The 19151-nt window shown below is 69.1% G+C and carries 16 protein-coding genes; 6 read left to right on the forward strand and 10 right to left on the reverse strand.

Translation table 11 applies throughout. The features are described from left to right. Positions 1-280 precede the first annotated feature (280 nt). Genes zomB through glf form a run of 5 tightly spaced genes read right to left on the reverse strand, consistent with a single transcriptional unit; the run spans position 281 to position 6829 of the window. Complete coding sequence (zomB, locus tag A5771_RS08880) at positions 281-2296, reverse strand: flagellar motor control protein ZomB (RefSeq protein ID WP_064854852.1); 2016 nt, start codon at positions 2294-2296, stop codon at positions 281-283. After that, the gene (locus tag A5771_RS08885) at positions 2274-3197 is read right to left on the reverse strand and encodes a decaprenyl-phosphate phosphoribosyltransferase (RefSeq protein WP_064854853.1); all 924 of its coding nucleotides are present in this window, start codon (positions 3195-3197) and stop codon (positions 2274-2276) included. The genes zomB and A5771_RS08885 overlap by 23 nt, the downstream gene beginning before the upstream one ends. Next, positions 3194-3736: a phosphatase PAP2 family protein gene (locus A5771_RS08890; RefSeq protein WP_064854854.1), complete on the reverse strand. Its 543-nt coding sequence runs from the start codon at positions 3734-3736 to the stop codon at positions 3194-3196. The genes A5771_RS08885 and A5771_RS08890 overlap by 4 nt, the downstream gene beginning before the upstream one ends. Then, positions 3729-5621, reverse strand: a complete 1893-nt coding sequence (locus A5771_RS08895; protein ID WP_064854855.1) for a glycosyltransferase — start codon at positions 5619-5621, stop codon at positions 3729-3731. Before A5771_RS08895 ends, A5771_RS08890 begins: the two co-directional genes overlap by 8 nt. Next, complete coding sequence (glf, locus tag A5771_RS08900) at positions 5618-6829, reverse strand: UDP-galactopyranose mutase (RefSeq protein WP_064854883.1); 1212 nt, start codon at positions 6827-6829, stop codon at positions 5618-5620. Before glf ends, A5771_RS08895 begins: the two co-directional genes overlap by 4 nt. Before the next feature lie 332 nt (positions 6830-7161). Between glf and A5771_RS08905 the strand changes: the two genes are divergently transcribed. Beyond that, on the forward strand, positions 7162-8004 hold the full coding sequence (locus A5771_RS08905) for a hypothetical protein (protein WP_064854856.1): 843 nt from the start codon (positions 7162-7164) through the stop codon (positions 8002-8004). 145 nt (positions 8005-8149) lie between these two features. Continuing rightward, on the forward strand, positions 8150-9805 hold the full coding sequence (locus A5771_RS08910) for an N-acetylmuramoyl-L-alanine amidase (RefSeq protein WP_064854857.1): 1656 nt from the start codon (positions 8150-8152) through the stop codon (positions 9803-9805). Here the strand turns inward: A5771_RS08910 and A5771_RS08915 are convergent. Genes A5771_RS08915 through A5771_RS08930 form a run of 4 tightly spaced genes read right to left on the reverse strand, consistent with a single transcriptional unit; the run spans position 9802 to position 12985 of the window. Next, positions 9802-10644, reverse strand: a complete 843-nt coding sequence (locus A5771_RS08915) for a Cof-type HAD-IIB family hydrolase (protein WP_064854858.1) — start codon at positions 10642-10644, stop codon at positions 9802-9804. The two genes, A5771_RS08910 and A5771_RS08915, sit on opposite strands and share 4 nt — an antisense overlap. Next, entirely contained in the window at positions 10644-11438 is a 795-nt protein-coding gene (locus A5771_RS08920; protein ID WP_064854859.1) for a lysophospholipid acyltransferase family protein, read from the reverse strand. Before A5771_RS08920 ends, A5771_RS08915 begins: the two co-directional genes overlap by 1 nt. Beyond that, the gene (locus A5771_RS08925) at positions 11431-12189 is read right to left on the reverse strand and encodes a lysophospholipid acyltransferase family protein (RefSeq protein ID WP_064854860.1); all 759 of its coding nucleotides are present in this window, start codon (positions 12187-12189) and stop codon (positions 11431-11433) included. Before A5771_RS08925 ends, A5771_RS08920 begins: the two co-directional genes overlap by 8 nt. A gap of 7 nt (positions 12190-12196) precedes the next feature. Beyond that, positions 12197-12985 carry a lysophospholipid acyltransferase family protein gene (locus tag A5771_RS08930; RefSeq protein ID WP_064854861.1) on the reverse strand — a complete coding sequence of 263 codons (789 nt, stop codon included), beginning with the start codon at positions 12983-12985 and terminating at the stop codon, positions 12197-12199. Between the two features lie 81 nt (positions 12986-13066). On the opposite strand from A5771_RS08930, the gene A5771_RS08935 reads away from it, so the two are divergent. From A5771_RS08935 to A5771_RS08950, 4 genes are read left to right on the forward strand one after another with little or no spacing between them, the layout of a single operon-like run. Further along, on the forward strand, positions 13067-14620 hold the full coding sequence (locus A5771_RS08935; protein ID WP_064854862.1) for an MBL fold metallo-hydrolase: 1554 nt from the start codon (positions 13067-13069) through the stop codon (positions 14618-14620). Next, on the forward strand, positions 14617-14964 hold the full coding sequence (locus A5771_RS08940; RefSeq protein WP_064854863.1) for a hypothetical protein: 348 nt from the start codon (positions 14617-14619) through the stop codon (positions 14962-14964). The genes A5771_RS08935 and A5771_RS08940 overlap by 4 nt, the downstream gene beginning before the upstream one ends. A 53-nt stretch (positions 14965-15017) precedes the next feature. Beyond that, positions 15018-16997 (forward strand): alpha/beta hydrolase, encoded by a 1980-nt coding sequence (locus A5771_RS08945; protein ID WP_064854884.1) that lies wholly within the window; start codon positions 15018-15020, stop codon positions 16995-16997. A gap of 19 nt (positions 16998-17016) precedes the next feature. Beyond that, positions 17017-17520, forward strand: coding sequence for a hypothetical protein (locus A5771_RS08950; protein ID WP_234783005.1), 504 nt, complete (start codon positions 17017-17019; stop codon positions 17518-17520). Position 17521: 1 nt separating this feature from the next. Here the strand turns inward: A5771_RS08950 and A5771_RS08955 are convergent, their stop codons facing one another. Further along, the gene (locus A5771_RS08955; RefSeq protein ID WP_064854865.1) at positions 17522-19147 is read right to left on the reverse strand and encodes a phytoene desaturase family protein; all 1626 of its coding nucleotides are present in this window, start codon (positions 19145-19147) and stop codon (positions 17522-17524) included. Positions 19148-19151: the final 4 nt, after the last annotated feature.

Consider the following 19151-nt stretch of genomic DNA (forward strand, 5'->3'; position numbering starts at 1 on the left):
TCGTCTTGTTGCCGTGCTCATCATGGGGTGGCCCGAGTCGGACCAGATCTGCGCGCGCGTGCGCGGCAGTGCCGATGTAGTCAACCACAGAAACCTGACCTCGACCCCTTACGGTTCTGCCACGCCACCGGCGAATCGGCCCGACACGGGATTTCCCGCGACCGATGCGCTGCGCTCATGAGGCCATTCCAGCCGGTAAGACCGGACGTGGCCGATAGCTGCGGCCGGGCGACATGACGTCGATCACATTTTCGGCGTGGACGTTCGCAAGTCCACCCCGTCACGGAACATCGGGCGGCATCCCGGTATAGGGCGGGCGGGTCGGTTTGGGCACGGCCAGGCCGCATCGGATCAGTTCATCGCGCGGCACCCGCTCGATCCGGTACCGGGTGTAGCTCGGCGAATGCAACACATTGGACAGGAACCGGCGCGGGCCCATCGGCGCGCGCACCGAACCCAGCACCGCCGCGGTGTCGGGGCAGCGCAGGGCGGCCTCGGCCTCGGCGACCCAGTCCTGATCCAGGTAGCCCGGGATCAGCGGATACCACTTGACCCATGGGCCGTCTGCCACCACCCAGTCCCGGAACAGGTCCTTGTCGTGGCCGATCCGGCCGTGCTCGAGCCGTTCGGTATGCGCCGCAATCGGATTGATCAGCCCGATCTGGTCGATTACCCGAACGTCCAGGCCGGTGTTCATGCCCAACATGCCCATGTTGGTGAAAAAGACGGTGTGGGGACCTGTTCCACCCGGATCGGGATCGTCTGGAACGCCGATCCCCGGGGGCACCGGCAGGATGACCGGGACGACGTCCCACTGGTCGTAGTTGCCCGACGGCAGCAGCAACGCGCCATCGGGGGTGGCCGCGATCGTGCTCAACACCGCGCGCATCCGCGGGTAACCGAGGTAATCCGCGGCGGTCAGCGGGTGGGCGTGGCCGGTGGCCTGCGAATAGAACCGGCGCTCGTCGACGATCCCAGAGTAGGTGACGCGGGTGGCGTCATCGCCCATTCCCGGCGAGTTGGCCGCCCACAAGGCCCAGCCGGCCACCGCCAGCCACAGCAGGCCGACCGCGCCGCTGAGCGGGTAACCGGCCTCGCGGTGGAACCGCGCGCCGTCAGGCAGCAGCACCGGGACGACGGCCACCGGGGCCAGCATGCAGAACAGCGGCGCCAGCAGCACCCGGCCGTGCATGAAATCGCCGCCCTGGCGAATCCAGTAGGCGCCCTGCAGCACACCACTGATCACAAAGAAGCAGACCACCGCCCCCGGGCTCTGCACCAGCCGCGCCCACCGGCCGACCCCGCGCGGCACCGGACGCCGGGGCCGATGCCGTACCGCCGAACCCACCCACAGCGCCGCGCCCAGCGCCGCCAAAAGCACTGCGGGCGCCCACAAGGCGTAGGGGGCGTTGAAGTTCGCCAGGTAGATCATGCCCTGCGACCACTTGTCGCCGGCGGCATCCTTGGCCAGCGCGGTACCGGGCACCAGCAGCGCGTAGTAGCCCATCCGGAAGATTTGGTAGGCCACCGGCAGCGCGCCACCGGCCACCAGGATCAGTGCCCGCGGCCGCCAGTCCCGCGCCGCGATCAGCAGCATGATCAGCGCACCACCGCCGATCAGCGCCAGCTCGGGGCGGACCAGCACGCTACAGCCGGCCACGAACGCCAGGGCGGCGGTGAATACTGTTCCGCGGGCACGGGATCGGGGCATCCGTAGCGCCTGCGCCCAACAGACCAGCATCCACCACAGCAGGCCCAGATAGGCCAGCACCAGGCCGCTCTCCAGTCCGGAGGTGGCGAAGTCGCGAGCGGGCGGCAGCGCGATGTAGACCAGCGCCCCGGCCGGCAGCACCAGCGCGCGGCGGCCCTGCAGTCCGGGGGCGTACAGCCGGGTGGTGCCCAGCATCAGCAGCGCCACCCCGGCCAGGCTGAGCGCCAGCGCGAATGCCAGCGCCACGTACTCCATGCGCACCGGGCCGCCGAGCCAGCTGCCGACATACATCAGGTAGGTCCAGGCCGTGGAGGTGTTGGCCTCCACCCGTTCACCGGCGTTGAAGACCGGCCCGTTTCCGGCCAGCAGGTTCCGCACGGTGCGCAGCACGATCAGACCGTCATCGGAGATCCAGCGTCGCCGCCACGCCCCGATGCCGAACAACAGCAGCACGATCACCACCGCGGCCCACGAGCTCAGCCGCACCGACGGGCTGTAGGCGACCGCCGGCCAGCCCAGTGGCCGAACCCGCGGGTCCGGTAAGCCGCCGGGCGCCGGCCGACTAGCCGAAAGCGACGGCAGCACCGATGGTTCCGATCCAGGCCAGCGCCATCAGCTGCAGCACCCGGTCGCGCCGCAGGATGTCCTCTGCTTCACCGGCCATGCCGCCGTCGACGTCGACCGCGTAGCGCAGCACCCCGATGATGATCGGGATGATCGACACCGCGTACCAGGAGCCCGACCCGCTGTCGCGCTCGAAGGCGTACAGGCTGTAGCAGACCACCGCCGCGGTGGCCGACATCGTCCAGACGAAACGCAAGTAGGTGCTGGTGTAGCTCTCCAGGGACTTGCGGATCTTGGCGCCGGTCTGTTCGGCGAGCTGCTTTTCGGCGTAGCGCTTGCCGGCCACCATGAACAGCGAGCCGAACGCCATCACCAGCAGGAACCATTGCGACAGTGGGATGTTCGCGGCCACACCGCCGGCGATCGCCCGCAGCAGATACGCCGACGAGACGATGCAGATGTCAAGCACCGCTTGGTGTTTGAGCCCGAAGCAGTAGGCCAACTGCATCGCCAGGTAGATGCTTATCACCAGCGCCAGGTTGGGGGTGAGCCACCAGGAGATACCGAGCGAGGCCGCCGCCAGCAGCACCGCCAACACGTAGGCGAGCCCGACCGGCACCACCCCGGCGGCGATCGGCCGGAACCGCTTGGTGGGGTGCGCCCGGTCGGCTTCGACGTCCTGGGCGTCATTGACCAGGTAGATCGCCGAGGCCGCCAGGGAGAACACCACGAACGCGATCAACGACTTGCGCGCCAGATCGGCGTAGTCGTAGTGGATTCCGCCACCGAGGGCGGCCAGCGGCGCGGCCAGCACCAGTACGTTCTTCACCCACTGGCGGGGCCGCATCGCCTTGATCACTCCGGAGAGCAGGTTGGCCGGCGGGCCGAGCTCCGACGTGTGGTCTTGGGTGTCTGCGCTCATCGTGAGTCTCCAGAGTTGTCCAGACGGATCGCGGCTGCGGCGACCGCGGCTCCAACCAGCGCGCCGACGGCGACATCGCTGGGGTAATGCACTCCGAGCACCATGCGCGACAGCGCCATTGGCGGCACCAGCACCGCCGGCAGGGCCAGCCCGCGCAGTCCGGCGGCCCGCCCCAGCAGCACCGCCGCCGCCGTGGTGGAGGTGGCATGCGCCGAGGGGAAACTCAACCGGCTCGGGGTGGCCACGTTGACCGCGATCGCCGGATGGTGCGGGCGTTCGCGGCGGACCACCCGCTTGATCACCACAGCGGCCGCGTGGGCGACGAACGCCCCCGCCCCTGCGGTCAGCCAGGCCCGCCGCCGTCGCGGCTGGGCCAGCGCACCGAGCGCGGACACCGCCAGCCAGCCCAGGCTGTGCTCACCGAAGTGCGACATGGCACGCGCGGTGGTCAGCACCCCGGGACGGCCCGTCAGCGCCGACTGCACGGCGACCAGCACGGCGTTCTCGCCGTGCGGGGGGCCGGCCAGCGGTTCAGTCATGGTTCTCCAACAACACGGTCTCCCACTGCTGTTTGCTGGCCAGGGTGGGCAGTGCCCGGCGGTAGGCCCGGCGCAGGTCGTCGAAGCGGCGGCCCAGCTGGTACTGGCGGCGCAGCGACTCGCGCAGCAAGCTGAACATCTTCTCCCGGTCGCGCTGCCGGTAGACCACGCCGCGACCGTCGGCGGTGGTGACGGTGACGCCGTCCTGGGTGCACAGCAGGAACCACCGGGCGTCCTGGGTGGGCACGTTGAGCTGCGGGCGCTGATGGTGCTCGGGGGCGGCGGCCTTGAGGTTGTGGGCGATGCCGCGGGCCAGCCGGTAGCCGATCGACAGCGGTTGCACCGGCGGGCGCATCGGCTTGCGGCGCTTCGACGGGGCGGGTAGTTCGCTGGCCGCGGGCAGCACCACCGCGTCGGGATAGCTCTTGCGCAACGCGTGGATGTCCGGCAGCGCCGACTCCAGGATCGAGAAGATGTGCTCGGGGCCGGCCATGAAATCGTCGAGCGCCTTGTTCTGCACGGCGACCGTCGAATACTCCAGGCAGGCAAGGTGTTTCAGCGTCGCCTTGAGGTGGCTGCGGATCAGGCCGGCGATGTTGCCGTCCCAGTGCAGGGCGGCCACCATCAGCCGGTTGCGCAGGTGGAAGTAGGCCTGCCAGTCGATCGCGTCGTCCTTGTCGCTCCAGGCCATGTGCCAGATCGCCGCCCCGGGCAGGGTGACCGTGGGGTAGCCGTGCTTGCCGGCCCGCAACCCGTATTCGGCGTCGTCCCACTTGATGAACGACGGCACCGGCTGGCCGATCTCTTCGGCGACGGCCCGCGGGATCATGCACATCCACCAGCCGTTGAAGTCGACGTCGATACGCCGGTGCAGCTCGGGGCTCTCGGCCAGTGACTTCTCGGCGAAGTTGTGGTCGTACTCGGTGTGCGGGGCGTTGGTCCACATGAACACGCCCGGGTCGACGACCTCGCCCATGATGTGCAGGTGCGACGGCTCCTGCAGGTTGAGCATGTGCCCGCCGACCAGGGTGGGCGTCTTGGCGAATCGGTTCAGCGCGAGTGCCCGCAGGATCGAGTCCGGTTCGATGCGGATGTCGTCGTCCATGAACAGGATCTGTTCGCAGCCGGTGTTTTTCAGCGCCTCGTACATCACCCGGCTGTAGCCGCCCGAGCCGCCGAGGTTGGGCTGGTCGTGGATCGACAGCCGGTCACCCAGCGCGGCGGCCGCCTCGGGGAAGCCCTGATGGTCGCGCGCTTTGCGGGTGCCCTGATCCGGTACGATCACCGCGCTGATCACCTCGTCGACGTCCGCGTCGGAGGTGAGCGCGGCCAGCGCGTTGACGCAGTCGTCGGGCCGGTTGAAGGTCGGGATGCCGACGGCGACGTCGGCGCGCCCGGGCGCCTCGACCGGCGCATACCAGCCGCCGCCGATCAGGGTGACCGCGGTGTCGGTGGTGATGTCGAACCAGATCCAACCGCCATCCTCGAACGGCTGCAGGCCGACCTCGAACTCGATGATCGCCGGGGTGCCACTGCCATCGACGGATCCGAATGGCTTGCCGTCCACCGCGATACGCGCACCGGTGGCCTTGGAACGGTAGACGTCGACACGGCCGGAGCCGGTCAGTTCCAGGCGCAGCACCACCGACTCGAGGATCGACCAGCGGCGCCAGTAGGAGGCCGGGAAGGCGTTGAAGTACGTCGCGAACGACACCTCCGACTCCTCGCCGATCTCCAGGCTGGTGCGGGTGAGCGGGTGCGCCCGGCGGTTGTTGGTCTCCGACTCCTCGATGTAGAGCTTGCGGACGTCCAGCGGCTCACCGTGGCGCGGCAGGATGATGCGCGAAAGTCGGCTCACCGCACGCGAACTCTTGGCCTTGGTCATCGGTTGTTATCCCTGTTGTTCTCGTGCAGCGGAACACCCTCGGCCAGATACGGCGCCAGGACGTTGTCGTACATGCTCAGCGCACTGGCGATGGCCATGTGCATGTCCAGATATTGATAGGTGCCCAGCCGCCCGCCGAAAAGCACCTTCGCCGACTCCATTTCGGCCTTGGCCAGCCGGCGGTAAGCCTCGACCATGGCACGGTCGTCGGGGGTGTTGATGGGGTAGTACGGCTCGTCGTCGTCGCGCGCGAATCGCCCGTATTCGCGCATGATCACCGTCTTGTCGGTCGGGTAGGACCGTTCCGGATGGAAGTGCCGGAACTCGTGGATGCGGGTGTAGGGCACGTCGGCGTCGTTGTAGTTCATCACCGGGGTGCCCTGGAAGTCGCCGGTGTCGAGCACTTCGAGCTCGAAGTCCAGGGTGCGCCAGCCGAGCCGGCCCTGCGCGTAGTCGAAGTAGCGGTCCAGCGGCCCCGTGTAGACCACCGGGGCGTCCGGACTGACCGCCCGAAGCTCGTCGCGGACGTCGAACCAGTCGGTGTCCAGACGGACCTCGATGTTGTCGTGCGCCGCCATGTTCTGCAGCCACGCGGTGTAGCCGTCGACCGGCAGCCCCTCGTAGGTGTCGTTGAAGTAGCGGTTGTCGAAGGTGTAGCGCACCGGCAGCCGGGTGATGTTGGACGCCGGCAGCTCGGTGGGGTCGGTCTCCCACTGCTTGGCGGTGTAGTGCTTGACGAACGCCTCGTAAAGCGGGCGGCCGATCAAGCTGATCGCCTTCTCCTCGAAGTTGGCGGCGTCCGCCGCTGAAATCTCCGAGGCCTGCTCGGCGATCAGCGCCCTGGCCTCGTCCGGAGTGAAGTAGCGGCCGAAGAACTGCGACACCAGGCCCAGCCCCATCGGGAACTGGTAGGCCTGGCCGTCGTGCATGGCGAAGACCCGGTGCTGGTAGCCGGTGAAGTCGGTGAACTGCCGCACGTAGTCCCAGACCCGCTTATTAGAGGTATGGAACAGGTGCGCGCCGTATTTGTGGACCTCGATGCCGGTCTGCGGGTCGGCCTCGGAGTAGGCGTTGCCGCCGATATGGTGGCGCTTTTCGACGACCAGGACGCGCTTGCCGAGCTGCGTGGCTGCGCGCTCGGCAATGGTCAGGCCGAAGAATCCAGAACCAACAACATAGAGGTCGTAGCGACTAGCAGGTGAAGTCATCGGCGCCAAGGGTATCTGAACAGCGGCCGTGAGCAGCGTCGGCGCCCCGCCACTTCCGCTGTCCAGCCGGCCGGGCGATCCCTCACGGTACTGCCGGTACCGCGAGATTGCGCCCACGCAGGCAAAACGCGCGGATTCCCGGCACCAGTGCGATCTCGGCGCCCGGCTGAGGATATCGACGCCGACGAAGGGTTGGTCGCGGTTTCCTCACGATTCGATCTCGTCACTCTATTCACATCAGTCACACGCGTACCGTCGATCCGGTAGGCAGTAAACGCTCTGGTGGTCCCCGAGATCAGGACCGCGGGGCAAAACACATTGAGGAGACTTCCGTGCCGAACCGACGTCGACGCAGGCTCTCGACCACCATGAGCGCAGTCGCCGCCCTGGCAGTCGCGAGTCCGTTTGCAGTTGTCGCAGTATCCGACCTGGCCGCCCGCCAGGACGCCCCGCAGCACCGTGACTTCGTCGCGGCCGCGTCGGTGGCCGATCTGCCCAGTGAGCTCATCTCGGCCCTCACCCAAGGGCTGTCCCAGTTCGGCGTGAACCTTCCGCCGGTCCCGGGCTTCGGGGGCGGGACGGGTTCGATGCCCGGCGCCTACCCGGCCTCGCCGGGGCTTACCTCGCCGGGGCTGTACCCCGCCTCGCCGGGGTTGACCTCGCCCACGGGACTGACGCCGGGCCTGGCCACGCCGGGGCTCACCGACCCCTCGCTGACGACGCCGTCACTGGCGACGCCGCCGCTGGGTACCCCGGGCGTGTCCACCACCTCGGGCTTGACCACGCCGTCGCTGGGCACCCCGGGCCTGACTTCGCCCGGTCTGACCACGCCGTCGCTGTCCGACTCCTCGCTGACCAGCCCCGGGCTGACCAGCCCCGGGTTGACCAGCCCGGACACCGGCCTGCTGGGCTCCGGTGACCCGCTCACCTCGCCGGTGGGCCTGGACCCGGGCCTGGACGGCACCTACCCGATCCTCGGCGACCCGTCGCTGGGCATGGGCATGCCGGAGGAGAAGGGCGGAGTCGTCAGCGACCTGATGAGTGCGGCCAATCAGCTCGGTGCCGGACAGGCCATCGACCTGCTCAAGGGTGTGGTGATCCCGTCCATCGCGCAGGCCGCGCAAGGTGCCGCCCCGGCCGCCGCGGCCGCACCCGCCGCGGTCCCAGCCCCCTGACCCAGGAGCCTGTTTCCCTAACGGCACCGCAGAGTCAGCCCGCCAGGGCAACGGAGGACTCTGCGGTGCCGTTAACAATGCGGCCGGCCCGCAGGGTCGCGTGTCGTATCACTAACAACACAAGACACATACGTAACATCAGCACGTGCCAACCCGTCGCCCACCGCCGACGATCAAGCTGACCGCTACCGTCGCGACCGTGCTGATCCTGCCGTGGGCATTGGGCTATGGATCGGGCTCCCCGCCGGCCGAGCCACCGAGCGCCGCCGCGACCAAGCTGAACCAGCAGCCGCTGCCCGACCTGGAGCCCGGCGTCACCGTCCGCGAGATCACCCAGGACGAGCCGTTCACCATGGTCGCGCTCACCGGCGCCGACCTCAGCGGCACCTCGGCGAAGATCCGCGCCAAGCGCGCCGACGGGTCCTGGGGACCCTGGTACGCCACCGCCCACGAGGCCACCGAGCATGCCTCCCCGGCCCGGCCCGCCGACGCCCCCGGTCCGGACGGCACCGAGCCGGTGTTCGTCGGGCGCACCACCGCGGTGCAGATCGCGGTCACCCGGGCCGGCCCCGCCGCCCAGGCGCAGACCCCGGCCAAACAGCAGACGCCGCCGAAACAGCCCAAACCCGACCTCGGCTACATCCCGGCCACCGCCGCTCAGCCGTTCGCGCAGAACATCTCCGCGGTGCTGATCACCCCCCCGAAAGCCCCGGTCGACGCCCAGTGGTCGCCGCCGAGCGCGGCCCTGGCCCCGGGTCAGCCGCCCAACATCATTCCGCGCAGCCAGTGGGGTGCCGGCGCTCGCGGGCGGTGCGGCAAGCCGGCGGAGAGCGGCCCGATCCACGCCGCGGTGGTGCATCACACCGCGGGCTCCAACGACTACTCCCCCGAGGACTCGGCGGAGATCATCCGGGCCATCTACGCCTACCACACCCGCACCCTGGGCTGGTGCGACATCGGCTACAACGCGCTGGTGGACAAGTACGGCCAGGTGTTCGAGGGCCGGGCCGGCGGCATCACCAAGGGCATCGTGGGCAGCCACGCCGGCGGGTTCAATAAGAACACCTGGGGGGTGTCGATGATCGGCACCTTCGACGACGCGCCTCCCCCGCCGATTCAGCTCGAGACCGTCGGCCGGTTGCTGGGCTGGCGGCTGGGCCTGGACCTCGCCGACCCGCGCGGCACCGTGCACCTGACCTCCGCCGGCGGCGCGTCCACCCACGTTCCCCGCGGCTCGGAGCTGACGCTGCCGGCGATCATCGGCCACCGCGACCTCGACGCGACCGAGTGCCCCGGTGAGCAGGGGTACGTGGCGCTCAACGAGATCCGGGAGATCGCCGCCCGATTCGGCGACCCGCCGGGCCCGGAAGACCTCGCCCGGACGATGCAGGGCGGCGCCATCCACACCCGCTGGCTGGAGCTGGGCGGCTCCGAAGGCATGCTCGGCGCCGTCACCTCGCCCGAGGCGATCGGCGAGGGTTCCACCAAGTACGCGACGTTCGAGCACGGAGCGGTGTACTGGTCACCGGAGACCGGCGCCCAGCCGATCACCGGGGCGATCTACGACGCCTGGGCGTCGCTGGGCTACGAGCGCGGCATGCTGGGGCTGCCCACCAGCGCCGAGATCCCCGAGCCGGAGTGGATCGGGCAGAACTTCCAGCACGGCACGCTGAACTACAACCGGGCCAGCGGCAGCGTCGTCCGGGTCATCGACGGCAACGCCGAAGAGCTGCCGCCGCCCCCGCCGGAGGGTCCGCCGGTACAGCTGGAGCGCTTCTCCCGGGTGCTCGAAATCGGCTAACCCCCGTTGGGGTTCCACCATCGTTCCAGCACCCGCGCCAGGCCGTCCTCGGTGTTGGGCGCGGTGATCTCGGCAGCCGCCGCCAGCACTTCGGGATGCGCGTTACCCATCGCCACACCATGGCCCGCCCCCAGCAGCAACGGCAGGTCGTTGGGCATGTCGCCGAAAGCCACCACCTGATCGATGCCGATTCCCATCGGCATGATCAGCTCCTCGATGCCGGTGGCCTTGGTGATCCCGGCCGGCACCACCTCGACCAGCCCGTTGTTGGTGGAATAAGTCATCTCCGCGGCGCTGCCGATATGCGGCGCCAGCTGCGCCGTCATGTCGGCACTGGCCGCCCCGGCCTTGCGGATCAACAGCTTGATCGCCGGCTGGGACAGCAGGTCGGCCAGGGAGACCTCGGTGTTGTCCGGGTTGAGCCAGGCATGTTCATAGCCCGGTGAGCTGACGAACTGCGGCGTCGCCGCGTCGTGTGCGCGCTCGCCGATGCGTTCCACGGCCAACCCCGCGCCGGGCAGGACGCGTCCGACGACCTCGGCCAGTTTGACCAGGATGTCGGCCGACAGCGTGCGCGCCGAGATCACCCGGTCGGTGTCCGGGTCGTAGAGCACCGCCCCGTTGGCGCACACCGCCAGCGGGGCGAAGCCGAGCGCGTCGACCACCGGGGCGATCCAGCGCGGCGGGCGCCCGGTCGCCAGGACGAACCCGGCGCCGGAGTCGACGGCCGCGTGCACCGCCGCCCGGGTGCGCGCGGTGATGTTCTCGGCGTTGTCGAGCAGAGTGCCGTCGACGTCGCTGGCGATCAGCGCGGGGACCGGGTATTGCCGCGGTGCCATCAACGCCGACTCAGACCGGCCAGCGCCCGCCGCAGCCGGCCCTGCTGTGCCCGCTCGAGCCGTTTGCGATCGCGTTCGGCGAGCTCGGTTTCGCGCATTGCCAGGCCTTCGGCCATGGTGGGGGCGCCGCCGCCGAGCCGCCGCGGCACCCAGTACGCGCCGGCGGGGTGCGGGTACTCGCGTTGCGCCTGGTCGAGCATGACGGCCATGGTGTCACGCAGCGCGGCGGTGGTCGCCTCGACGTCACCGGAGGCGGCCATCGGCCGGCCGATCTTGGCCAGCACCGGAACGTGGTTGCGCCACAGCTGCTTCGGGTGGTCCTTCGTCCATACCCGCTGCATGCCCCAGACGATGACCGGGATGATCGGGACACCGGCGGCATGCGCCATCCGGGCGGCGCCGGTCTTGAACTCGCGCAGTTCGAAGCTGCGGCTGATGGTGGCCTCCGGGTGCAGCCCGACGAGCTCACCCTCGCGCAGCCGCTGCACCGCCACGTCGTAGGCACCGGCCCCGGCCGAGCGGTCGACCGGGATCAGCTTGATGTGCTTGATCACGTATCTGATCACCGGCACCTCGGTCATCTCGGCCTTGATCATGAACCGCAACCGGCGGCGGCGCCGCAGGGCCGCCAGCGAGGCCGGATACCAGTCCAGGTAGCTGGTGTGGTTGAGAGCGAGCACCGCGCCGCCGCGTTCGGGAATGTTCTCCAGGCCCTCGAAGGTCACGTGCGGCCCGTTGGCTTTCACCAGCGCGGGGATCACGATCTCCAGGGTGCGGAAGAAGGGTTCAGCCATCTTCAGCGCTCCGGGCTCGGCCGGCCGCCCGCTGCGCCAGCTCCCGTTCGTCGAGAACCTTGGCTTCCGCCGGGGTGGGCGCGGTACCGCCCAGCCGCCGCGGTACCCAGTACTGGCCCGCCGGGTGCGGGTAGTCCTGCTGAACGCCGGCCAGCATCGGCGCCATCTGCGCACGCAAGGCGGCGATGAGGCCGGCGGCGTCGCCGGCCGGGGCCAGCGGCGCGCCCACCAGCACGGTGATCGGGATCCGGCTGCCGATCAGCCGCGCCCGCGGGTGGTCCTTGGTCCACAGCCGGTGCGCGCCCCACACGATCAGCGGGACGATCGGCACCTGCGCCTCGAGCGCCATCCGGGCGGCCCCGGACTTGAACTCCTTCAGCTCGAAGCTGCGGCTGATGGTGGCTTCCGGGTAGACGCCGACCACCTCGCCGGCGCGCAGCGCAGCCACCGCATGCCGGTAGGCGTCGGAGCCGGCGCCGCGATCGACCGGGATGGTGCCGGTGTGGTGGATCAGATAATTCACCACTCGCACCTGCTGCATCTCGGCCTTGATCATGAATCGCATCCGCCGGCCCCGGCGATAAGCCGCCAGCGCCGCGGGCAGGAAGTCGACGTAGCCGGTGTGGTTGATCGCGATCACCGCGCCGCCCTCGGCCGGGATGTGCTCCAGGCCGCGAAAGTCGATGCGGGCGCCGGAGACCTTCACCGCGGTCACCGCTGTCAGCTCCAGCGCACGAAAAACCGGCTGCATGCCAGGGCTACTCCGCGGCGCCCGTCGCGGTCGGCGGCTGCGGGTGCCGGGCGGCCCGCGCCTCGGCCTTGCGGGCGGCTTCCTCGGCGTCGAGCCGCAGCGCCTCGGCCGGAGTGGGGGCACCGCCGCCGAGGCGGTGCGGCACCCAGAACTCACCGGCCGGGTGTTCGGGATAGGCGTCCTGGGTCTGCTCGAGCAGGTGTTGCATGCGGGTCTGCAGCAGATCCCGCAGGTCCTCGACGGACAGCGTCGGCGGTATCGGTTCGCCGACCGCCACCGAGATCGGCACCTTGGAGCGCCCCAGCCGTCTGGGGTGGTCCTTGGTCCAGACCCGCTGGGCGCCCCACACGATGTGCGGGATGATCGGCACCTGCGCCTCGAGTGCCATCCGGGCGGCACCGCTCTTGAACTCCTTGAGCTCGAAGCTGCGGCTGATCGTCGCCTCCGGGTAGACCCCGACCAGCTCACCGGCCCGCAGGTAATCGACGGCGGAGGCGTAGGCGTCGGCGCCCTGACCGCGATCGACCGGGATGTGCCGGCAGCCGCGCATGATCGGGCCGGTGAAGCGGTTGTCGAAGGTTTCCTTCTTGGCCATGAACCGCACCCGCCGGCGCGGCTTGTTGTCGTAGGCGGCGAGGCCGGCGAACGCGAAGTCGAGGTAGCCGGTGTGGTTGATCGCGACCACGGCGCCGCCGCTGGCGGGGATGTTGTGCGCGCCGGTGACGGTGATCTTCACCCCCTGAAAGCGCCACAACGTGCGGGCGGTTGTCGCGACGCTGCCGTACCACGGTTCCACAGTCGTCCAGCCTAGGCGATGCCGCGGGCCGCGCCGTCGTTAAGCTCGGGAGGAATCTGCTACAGCGTCGGGAAGGTACTAGTGCGGGTCACCAGCGTCGGACACGCCGGCTTCCGGATCGAGACCGCCGCGGGCAGCATCCTGTGCGACCCGTGGGTGAACCCGGCCTACTTCGCGTCGTGGTTCCCGTTCCCGGACAACTCCGCCCTGGACTGGGACGCCCTGGGCGACTGCGATTACCTCTACATCTCGCATCTGCACCACGACCACTTCGACCCGCGGCATCTGGCCGCCCACGTCAACAAAGACGCGGTGGTGCTACTGCCCGACTATCCGGTCCCGGATCTGCGCACCGAACTGGAGAAGCTGGGCTTCCACCGGTTCTTCGAGACCACCGACTCGGTTCGGCACACGGTGAGCGGCCCCAAGGGCGCTCTGGACGTGATGATCATCGCGTTGCGTGCCCCGGCCGACGGCCCGATCGGCGACTCGGGACTGGTGGTTTCCGACGGGGTGACCACCGTCTTCAACATGAACGACTCGCGCCCGATCGACCTGGACGTGCTCACGGCGTTCGGGAGCATCGACGTGCATTTGCTGCAGTACTCCGGGGCGATCTGGTACCCGATGGTCTACGACATGCCGCAGCGGGCCAAGGAGGCGTTCGGCATCCAGAAGCGGCAACGGCAGATGGACCGCGCCCGCCAATACGTCGCGCACGTCGACGCCAGGTGGGTGGTGCCGTCGGCCGGCCCGCCGTGCTTTCTGGATCCCGAGCTGCGTTACCTCAACGACGACCACGGCGATCCCGCCAACATCTTCCCCGACGAGATGGTGTTCCTGGATCAGCTGCGCCGCAACGGCCACGACGGCGGGCTGCTGATGATCCCCGGGTCATGTGCGACGTTTACCGGGGCACAATTGGATTCGCTGACCCACCCGTTCGACGACGTCGAGTCAATCTTCACCAGCGGCAAGGCCGACTACATCGCCGCCTACGCCGATCGGATGGCGCCGGCGCTGGCCGCCGAGAAGGCGTCCTGGGCGCCGGCGGCCGGGCCGGCGATGCTGGAGCCGCTGCGGGCGCTGTTCGAGCCGATCATGGCCAAGAGCAACGAGATCTGCGACGGCATCGGCTATCCGGTCGAGCTGGTGCTGGACGGAGCCGGCCACCAAGAAACCGTCGTGCTAGATTTCCCCAAACGCATGGTGCGCGAACCGGTTCCGGGTGAGAAGTTCCGCTACGGCTTCGGTATCCCGCCCGAGCTGGTGCGCACCGTGCTGCGCGACGGCGAACCGGACTGGGTCAACACGATATTCCTGTCCACCCGGTTCAAGGCCTGGCGGGTCGGCGGTTACAACGAGTACCTCTACACGTTCTTCAAGTGCCTCACCGAGGATCGGATCGTCTACGCCGACGGCTGGTTCGGGGAGAGCCACGACGACTCGGCGACGATCACCTTGGGCGACTGGCAGATTCAGCGCCGCTGCCCGCACATGAAAGCCGACCTGTTGAAGTTCGGGGTGGTCGAGGGCAGCACCCTGACCTGCAATCAGCACGGCTGGCAGTGGGATCTGAACACCGGTCGCTGCCTGACCGCCAAGGGCCACGAGCTGCGCTGCGAGAAACTGTGAGCGGCTCCTACGACGACGGTCTGATCGCCCTGGATGGCAGGGCCATCACGTTGCGCCGCTACCACTTTCCGTCCGGCACCTCGAAGGTGATCCCGTTATCGGCGATTCGCGGCTACCGCGCCGAACCGCTGGGCGCGCTGACCCACCGCTTCCGGCTGTGGGGCAGCTCGGATCTGCGCCGCTGGCTGCCGCTGGACATCAAGCGGCCGCTGCGATCCACGCTGATCACGCTGGATCTGCACGACAACCATTGGCCGCGGCCGGCGTTCACCCCGGCAGACCCGCAAACGTTCCGGGAGTTGCTCGACGAGCTGCTGGCGGGGGGCGAACCCGAACTGAATTGACCCCGGCCACCGCGGTGGTAGCGTTGATCGCCGCGCAAGCTAAGGGGTCATCGGTGCACCTGGAGTCGATCAGCATTCCGTTGCTGGTCGCCGAGGCCGGCGGTGATCCGTGGGCGATCAACGCCGCGCTGCAGCACGGCCGGCCGGCCCAGATCGACAGCCTGGCGAAGGCGTTTCACAACGCCGGTAGCTCCGCCGCCGAAGCCGATGCCACTTTCGAGCAAGCCCGCAAGCGGTTCGAGGGCGCCTGGAACCGGGAGAACGGCGACCATCCGATCAACGATTCCGCGCAGGTGCAGCTGGTCACCACCTCGCTGGGAGTGCAGGCCGAGCAGCTGCCCAAGATCGCCGCCGATCTGGAGAGCATCGCCGCGGCACTGGCCGAAGCACAGCAGTCGTCGGCGGGGTGCATCTCCGAGCTCGAGACCGTCCTGGAGGGCATCGACCGCAATCTGACGCACTGGCTCGAGGTGGACAAGAACTCCGAGCTGACCGCCGAGCAGCGCCGGGGAGTCCACGACCAGATCCACCACCTGCAGCAGGCGGCGATCGACGACACCAAGGAGACGCTGCGCCGCATCAAGGTCATCCGCGACGGCTACCTGGGCGCGCTGCGCGCCGCCGAGGCCCGGCTGCGCGCCGAGGGCTATGACCCGGGCCTGGTCAAAAGCCTCGACCAGCCCACGTCGCCGCTGGGTGATCCGCTGATGCCGATCCCCCCGTCCGACACCGACCCGCAGGCCGTCACGAACTGGTGGAATTCGCTGACCCCGCAGCAGCGCGCGGCCTATCTCGCCCAGCACGATCCGGGCCTGGGCAACCTCAACGGCATCCCCGCCGACGCCCGCAACGAAGTCAACCTCGCGGTGCTGCACGACGACCTCAACCGGGTGCGCGACCTGGCCAACCTTCGCGGCGTCTCCGTCGATCACGTGCTGCGTGACCCCGGCGCCTACGGCCTGTCGGCCGGTGATGCCACCCGCTATGCCAATGCGGTGCAGACCGAAAAGGGCCTGGAGCGCACGGCCGGCAAGGTCAACCCCGACGGCACGACCGCGCGTCAGGCCCTGCTGTGGGCCTACGACCCGGAGGCGTTCAACGGGCAGGGCAAGGCGGCGATCGCGGTCGGCAACCCCGACCATGCCGCCAACACCGCGGTGGTGGTTCCCGGCACCGGCAACAGCGTGCAGCAGGGCTGGCTGGAAAGCAGCGACGCCACCAACCTCTACGACCAGATGCGGTTGGCCAACCCCGGTGAGTCGACGTCGGTGCTGGCCTGGATGGGCTACGACGCCCCGGACAGCCCGGCCGACTTGCGGATCGCCACGCCCTGGCTGGCGCGCGACGGTGGCGCGCTGTTGGCCGCTGACGTCAACGGCCTGTCGGCGACCCACGACGCCGGGTTGTCGTCGCACGTGACGGTGCTCGGCCACTCCTACGGCGCCACCACGGTGGCCGACGCGTTCGCCAACAGCGGGATGCACGCAGGCGATGCGGTGCTGATCGGTTGTCCCGGAACGGATGTGGCGAAAAACGCCGCCGATTTTCATCTCAACGGCGGCCAGGTCTACGTCGGCGCGGCCTCCAGCGACCCGGTGTCGTGGCTGGGCCAGTCCGGACTGGCGCCGGACTTCATCAACCACACCATGCACCACCCCCTGGGCGAGATGGCCGGGCTGGGCACCGACCCGGCCGGCGATTCCTTCGGGTCGGTGCGTTTTCGGGCCGAGGCGGTCGGCCACCAGGGGCTGGCGTTCGGCGATCACTCCCGCTACTACGACGTGGGCAGTGAATCCTTGCGGGCGATGACCGACATCGCCGCCGACAAGGGGCAGTCACTGGCCGACGGCGGCCTGGTCGCCGACGGCCGCCGCCAGGCCCACATCGGTTTGCCGGAGAAAGTTCACGTCCCGTTCCTCGGGGAGGTCGACCTGCCACACGTGGACACCCGGATCCCCGGCACCCCGGCACTCATCGACCCGGAAGGCAAACGTGCGCCAGCAACGATCACCGATGATCACCAATACCGCTGACCGCACCCGGCGCCGGGCGGTGGCGCTGGTTGCGACGGCACTGATAGGAGGGTGCGCGATGTCTGCCCATGACCGGCGAAGCGAACTCGAAGGGCCGGAACTGACCGATGAACAGACCCGGGCCCAGGTCGTCGAACCGGCCAGAGCGATCGTGCGCGCGGCCGACCTGCAGGGGCTGTTCCCGGTATTCCGGTTTGAATCCTGCAACGACCAAAACGAGGCGCCGTATCGGGGTGTCGCCGAAGTCGGGTTCACGTTCCCGGCGAACGTCGAGCAGCAGGCGTATATCGACCGGATCGCGGCGGCGATGGTCGGCATCGGCTGGAGCGAGGGCCCACCGCCGGGAAAGATGCCGTATGGCCGAGTGCTGCACACCGAACAACTGATGGCGATCATCGCACCCGAGCCTGACCACCCGCGCTATGGAGACGTCAAGATCTATGGCCAGTGCCGCAACCTGACTGATCATCGCAAGGACGAGGGCCCGGTATTCCAGGACATCACCGGTGAGCTGACCGGATGAGTCAGGTCCGGTCGGCCAGCACCGCATGGGCGGCGTTGTAGCCGGGGATGAACGTGATCCCCGGGCCGCCGTGACAGCCCGCGCTGCCCAGATAGAGTCCCTTGACCGGTAGCGGTTGGCCGACGAAGCCCCGGGGGCCGGGCCGGTTGGGACCGATCTGGTCGGGGTTCAACAGGCCATGGCAGTAGTCCCCGCCGGGCGCTCCGAACATGGTGCCCATATGGCGTGGCGTAAAAGTGGTGTGGCGGGTGATGCTGCGCTCGAAATTCGGCGCCAGCCTGGTGATCTTGTCGATCACCCGCTGGCTCATCTCGACCTTCATCTCGCCGTAGTTGCCGTTTCCCTCGATCGGGAACCACAGTGCGAACGCTGACGCAGCGTGCTTGCCGGGCGGCGCCAGATCGGGATCGTGCAGCGACGGAATCTGCAGCACCACAGTCGGATCGGCCGGCACGATGCCGCGCCGCGCGTCCTCCCACTGCTGCTGCACTTCCTCGGGCGTGCAGAAGATTCCCAGCGAGGCCTGCATGGCGGGATCGTTGAGCGCCTCGTACGGCGCGGCGAACTGCGGAGCCTCGTCCAGCGCGAAATGCATCTGCAGGTAGGAGCCGCGATGGTCGGTGCGGGCATAGCGGGCCCGGACGTCCTCGGGCAGGACGGTCCCGTCGATCAGCGCGGTGACGGTGACATCGGGGGCGATGGCCGAGACCACCACCGGTGCGGTGACGGTCTCGCCGGATCCATGCGGCGGTCCCAGCTTCCCCTCTCCTCCGTCGAGCCTCGCTGAACCGCCGGCTTCGGTGCGCACCCCCGCCACCCGGGCATCGTCGACGACGATCTCGGACACCTTGGTGCGCAACCGCAGTTCACCGCCGGCAGCGGTGAACGTCTCATGCAGATGCCCGGTGAGCGCCCCGATCCCGCCGCGCAGCTTCTTCATCAGCACGGTGTTCTCGTCGGGGACCCCGAGACCGTAGGCCAGGGCCGCCGCGCTGCCGGGGGTGGACGGTCCGCGGTAGAGCGTGTTGACGGCCAGCACGGTGAACGACCCGCGCAGCGCCGCGTGCTTCTCCCGGTCGGGCAGGTAGCGGTCCAGCACGTCGGTGACCGATCCGAACAGCATGTCGTCGATGGCGGAGCGTTCGAATTCGCTGGTGGCGCAGGCATACATCTCGTCGAGCGTCTTCGGCGGGCGGCCGGCCTCGAAACGGCCCAGCGCCCGGGTGGGCGCTTGGCTCCAGGCCAGCAGCCCGGCCATGCCGTTGACGGCCTCGGCGCCGTGCACCTCGGACAGGTGGGTGAACAGCTTCATCGGGTCGGTGTATTGGATCAGCGGGTCGTCGCCGACGCCGCGCATCGCCACCGACATGACCTCGAGGTCGATGCTGTCCAGGCCGTCCAGGCCCAGTTCCGCGCTGACCGCGGCCGACGTCGGGAACTGCACCGAGCCGGCGATCTCGAACCGGTAGCCGTCGAACAACTCCACCGTCGAGGACATCCCACCGGCGTAGCGCCCGGCCTCCAGACACAGCGTGCGCAGGCCGGCGCGCTGCAGGATGAGCGCCGCAGCCAACCCGTTGTGCCCGGCACCTATGACGATCGCGTCGTAATCGGTCGTGAAACTCACCCCC

Origin of the sequence: Mycolicibacter sinensis (assembly GCF_001667375.1) — a bacterium.
In the GTDB taxonomy this organism is placed as follows: Bacteria; Actinomycetota; Actinomycetes; order Mycobacteriales; family Mycobacteriaceae; genus Mycobacterium; species Mycobacterium sinense_A.

Excerpts from the sequence above, each read along its gene's own strand:
- A5771_RS08915 (WP_064854858.1), bottom strand. The coding sequence starts at position 10,644 with ATGGCACCGCGGCAATACCCGGTCCCCGCGCTGATCGCCAGCGACGTC.
- A5771_RS08890 (WP_064854854.1), bottom strand. The coding sequence starts at position 3,736 with ATGACTGAACCGCTGGCCGGCCCCCCGCACGGCGAGAACGCCGTGCTG.
- A5771_RS08895 (WP_064854855.1), bottom strand. The coding sequence starts at position 5,621 with ATGACCAAGGCCAAGAGTTCGCGTGCGGTGAGCCGACTTTCGCGCATC.
- A5771_RS08885 (WP_064854853.1), bottom strand. The coding sequence starts at position 3,197 with ATGAGCGCAGACACCCAAGACCACACGTCGGAGCTCGGCCCGCCGGCC.
- glf (WP_064854883.1), bottom strand. The coding sequence starts at position 6,829 with ATGACTTCACCTGCTAGTCGCTACGACCTCTATGTTGTTGGTTCTGGA.
- A5771_RS08920 (WP_064854859.1), bottom strand. The coding sequence starts at position 11,438 with ATGGCTGAACCCTTCTTCCGCACCCTGGAGATCGTGATCCCCGCGCTG.
- A5771_RS08925 (WP_064854860.1), bottom strand. The coding sequence starts at position 12,189 with ATGCAGCCGGTTTTTCGTGCGCTGGAGCTGACAGCGGTGACCGCGGTG.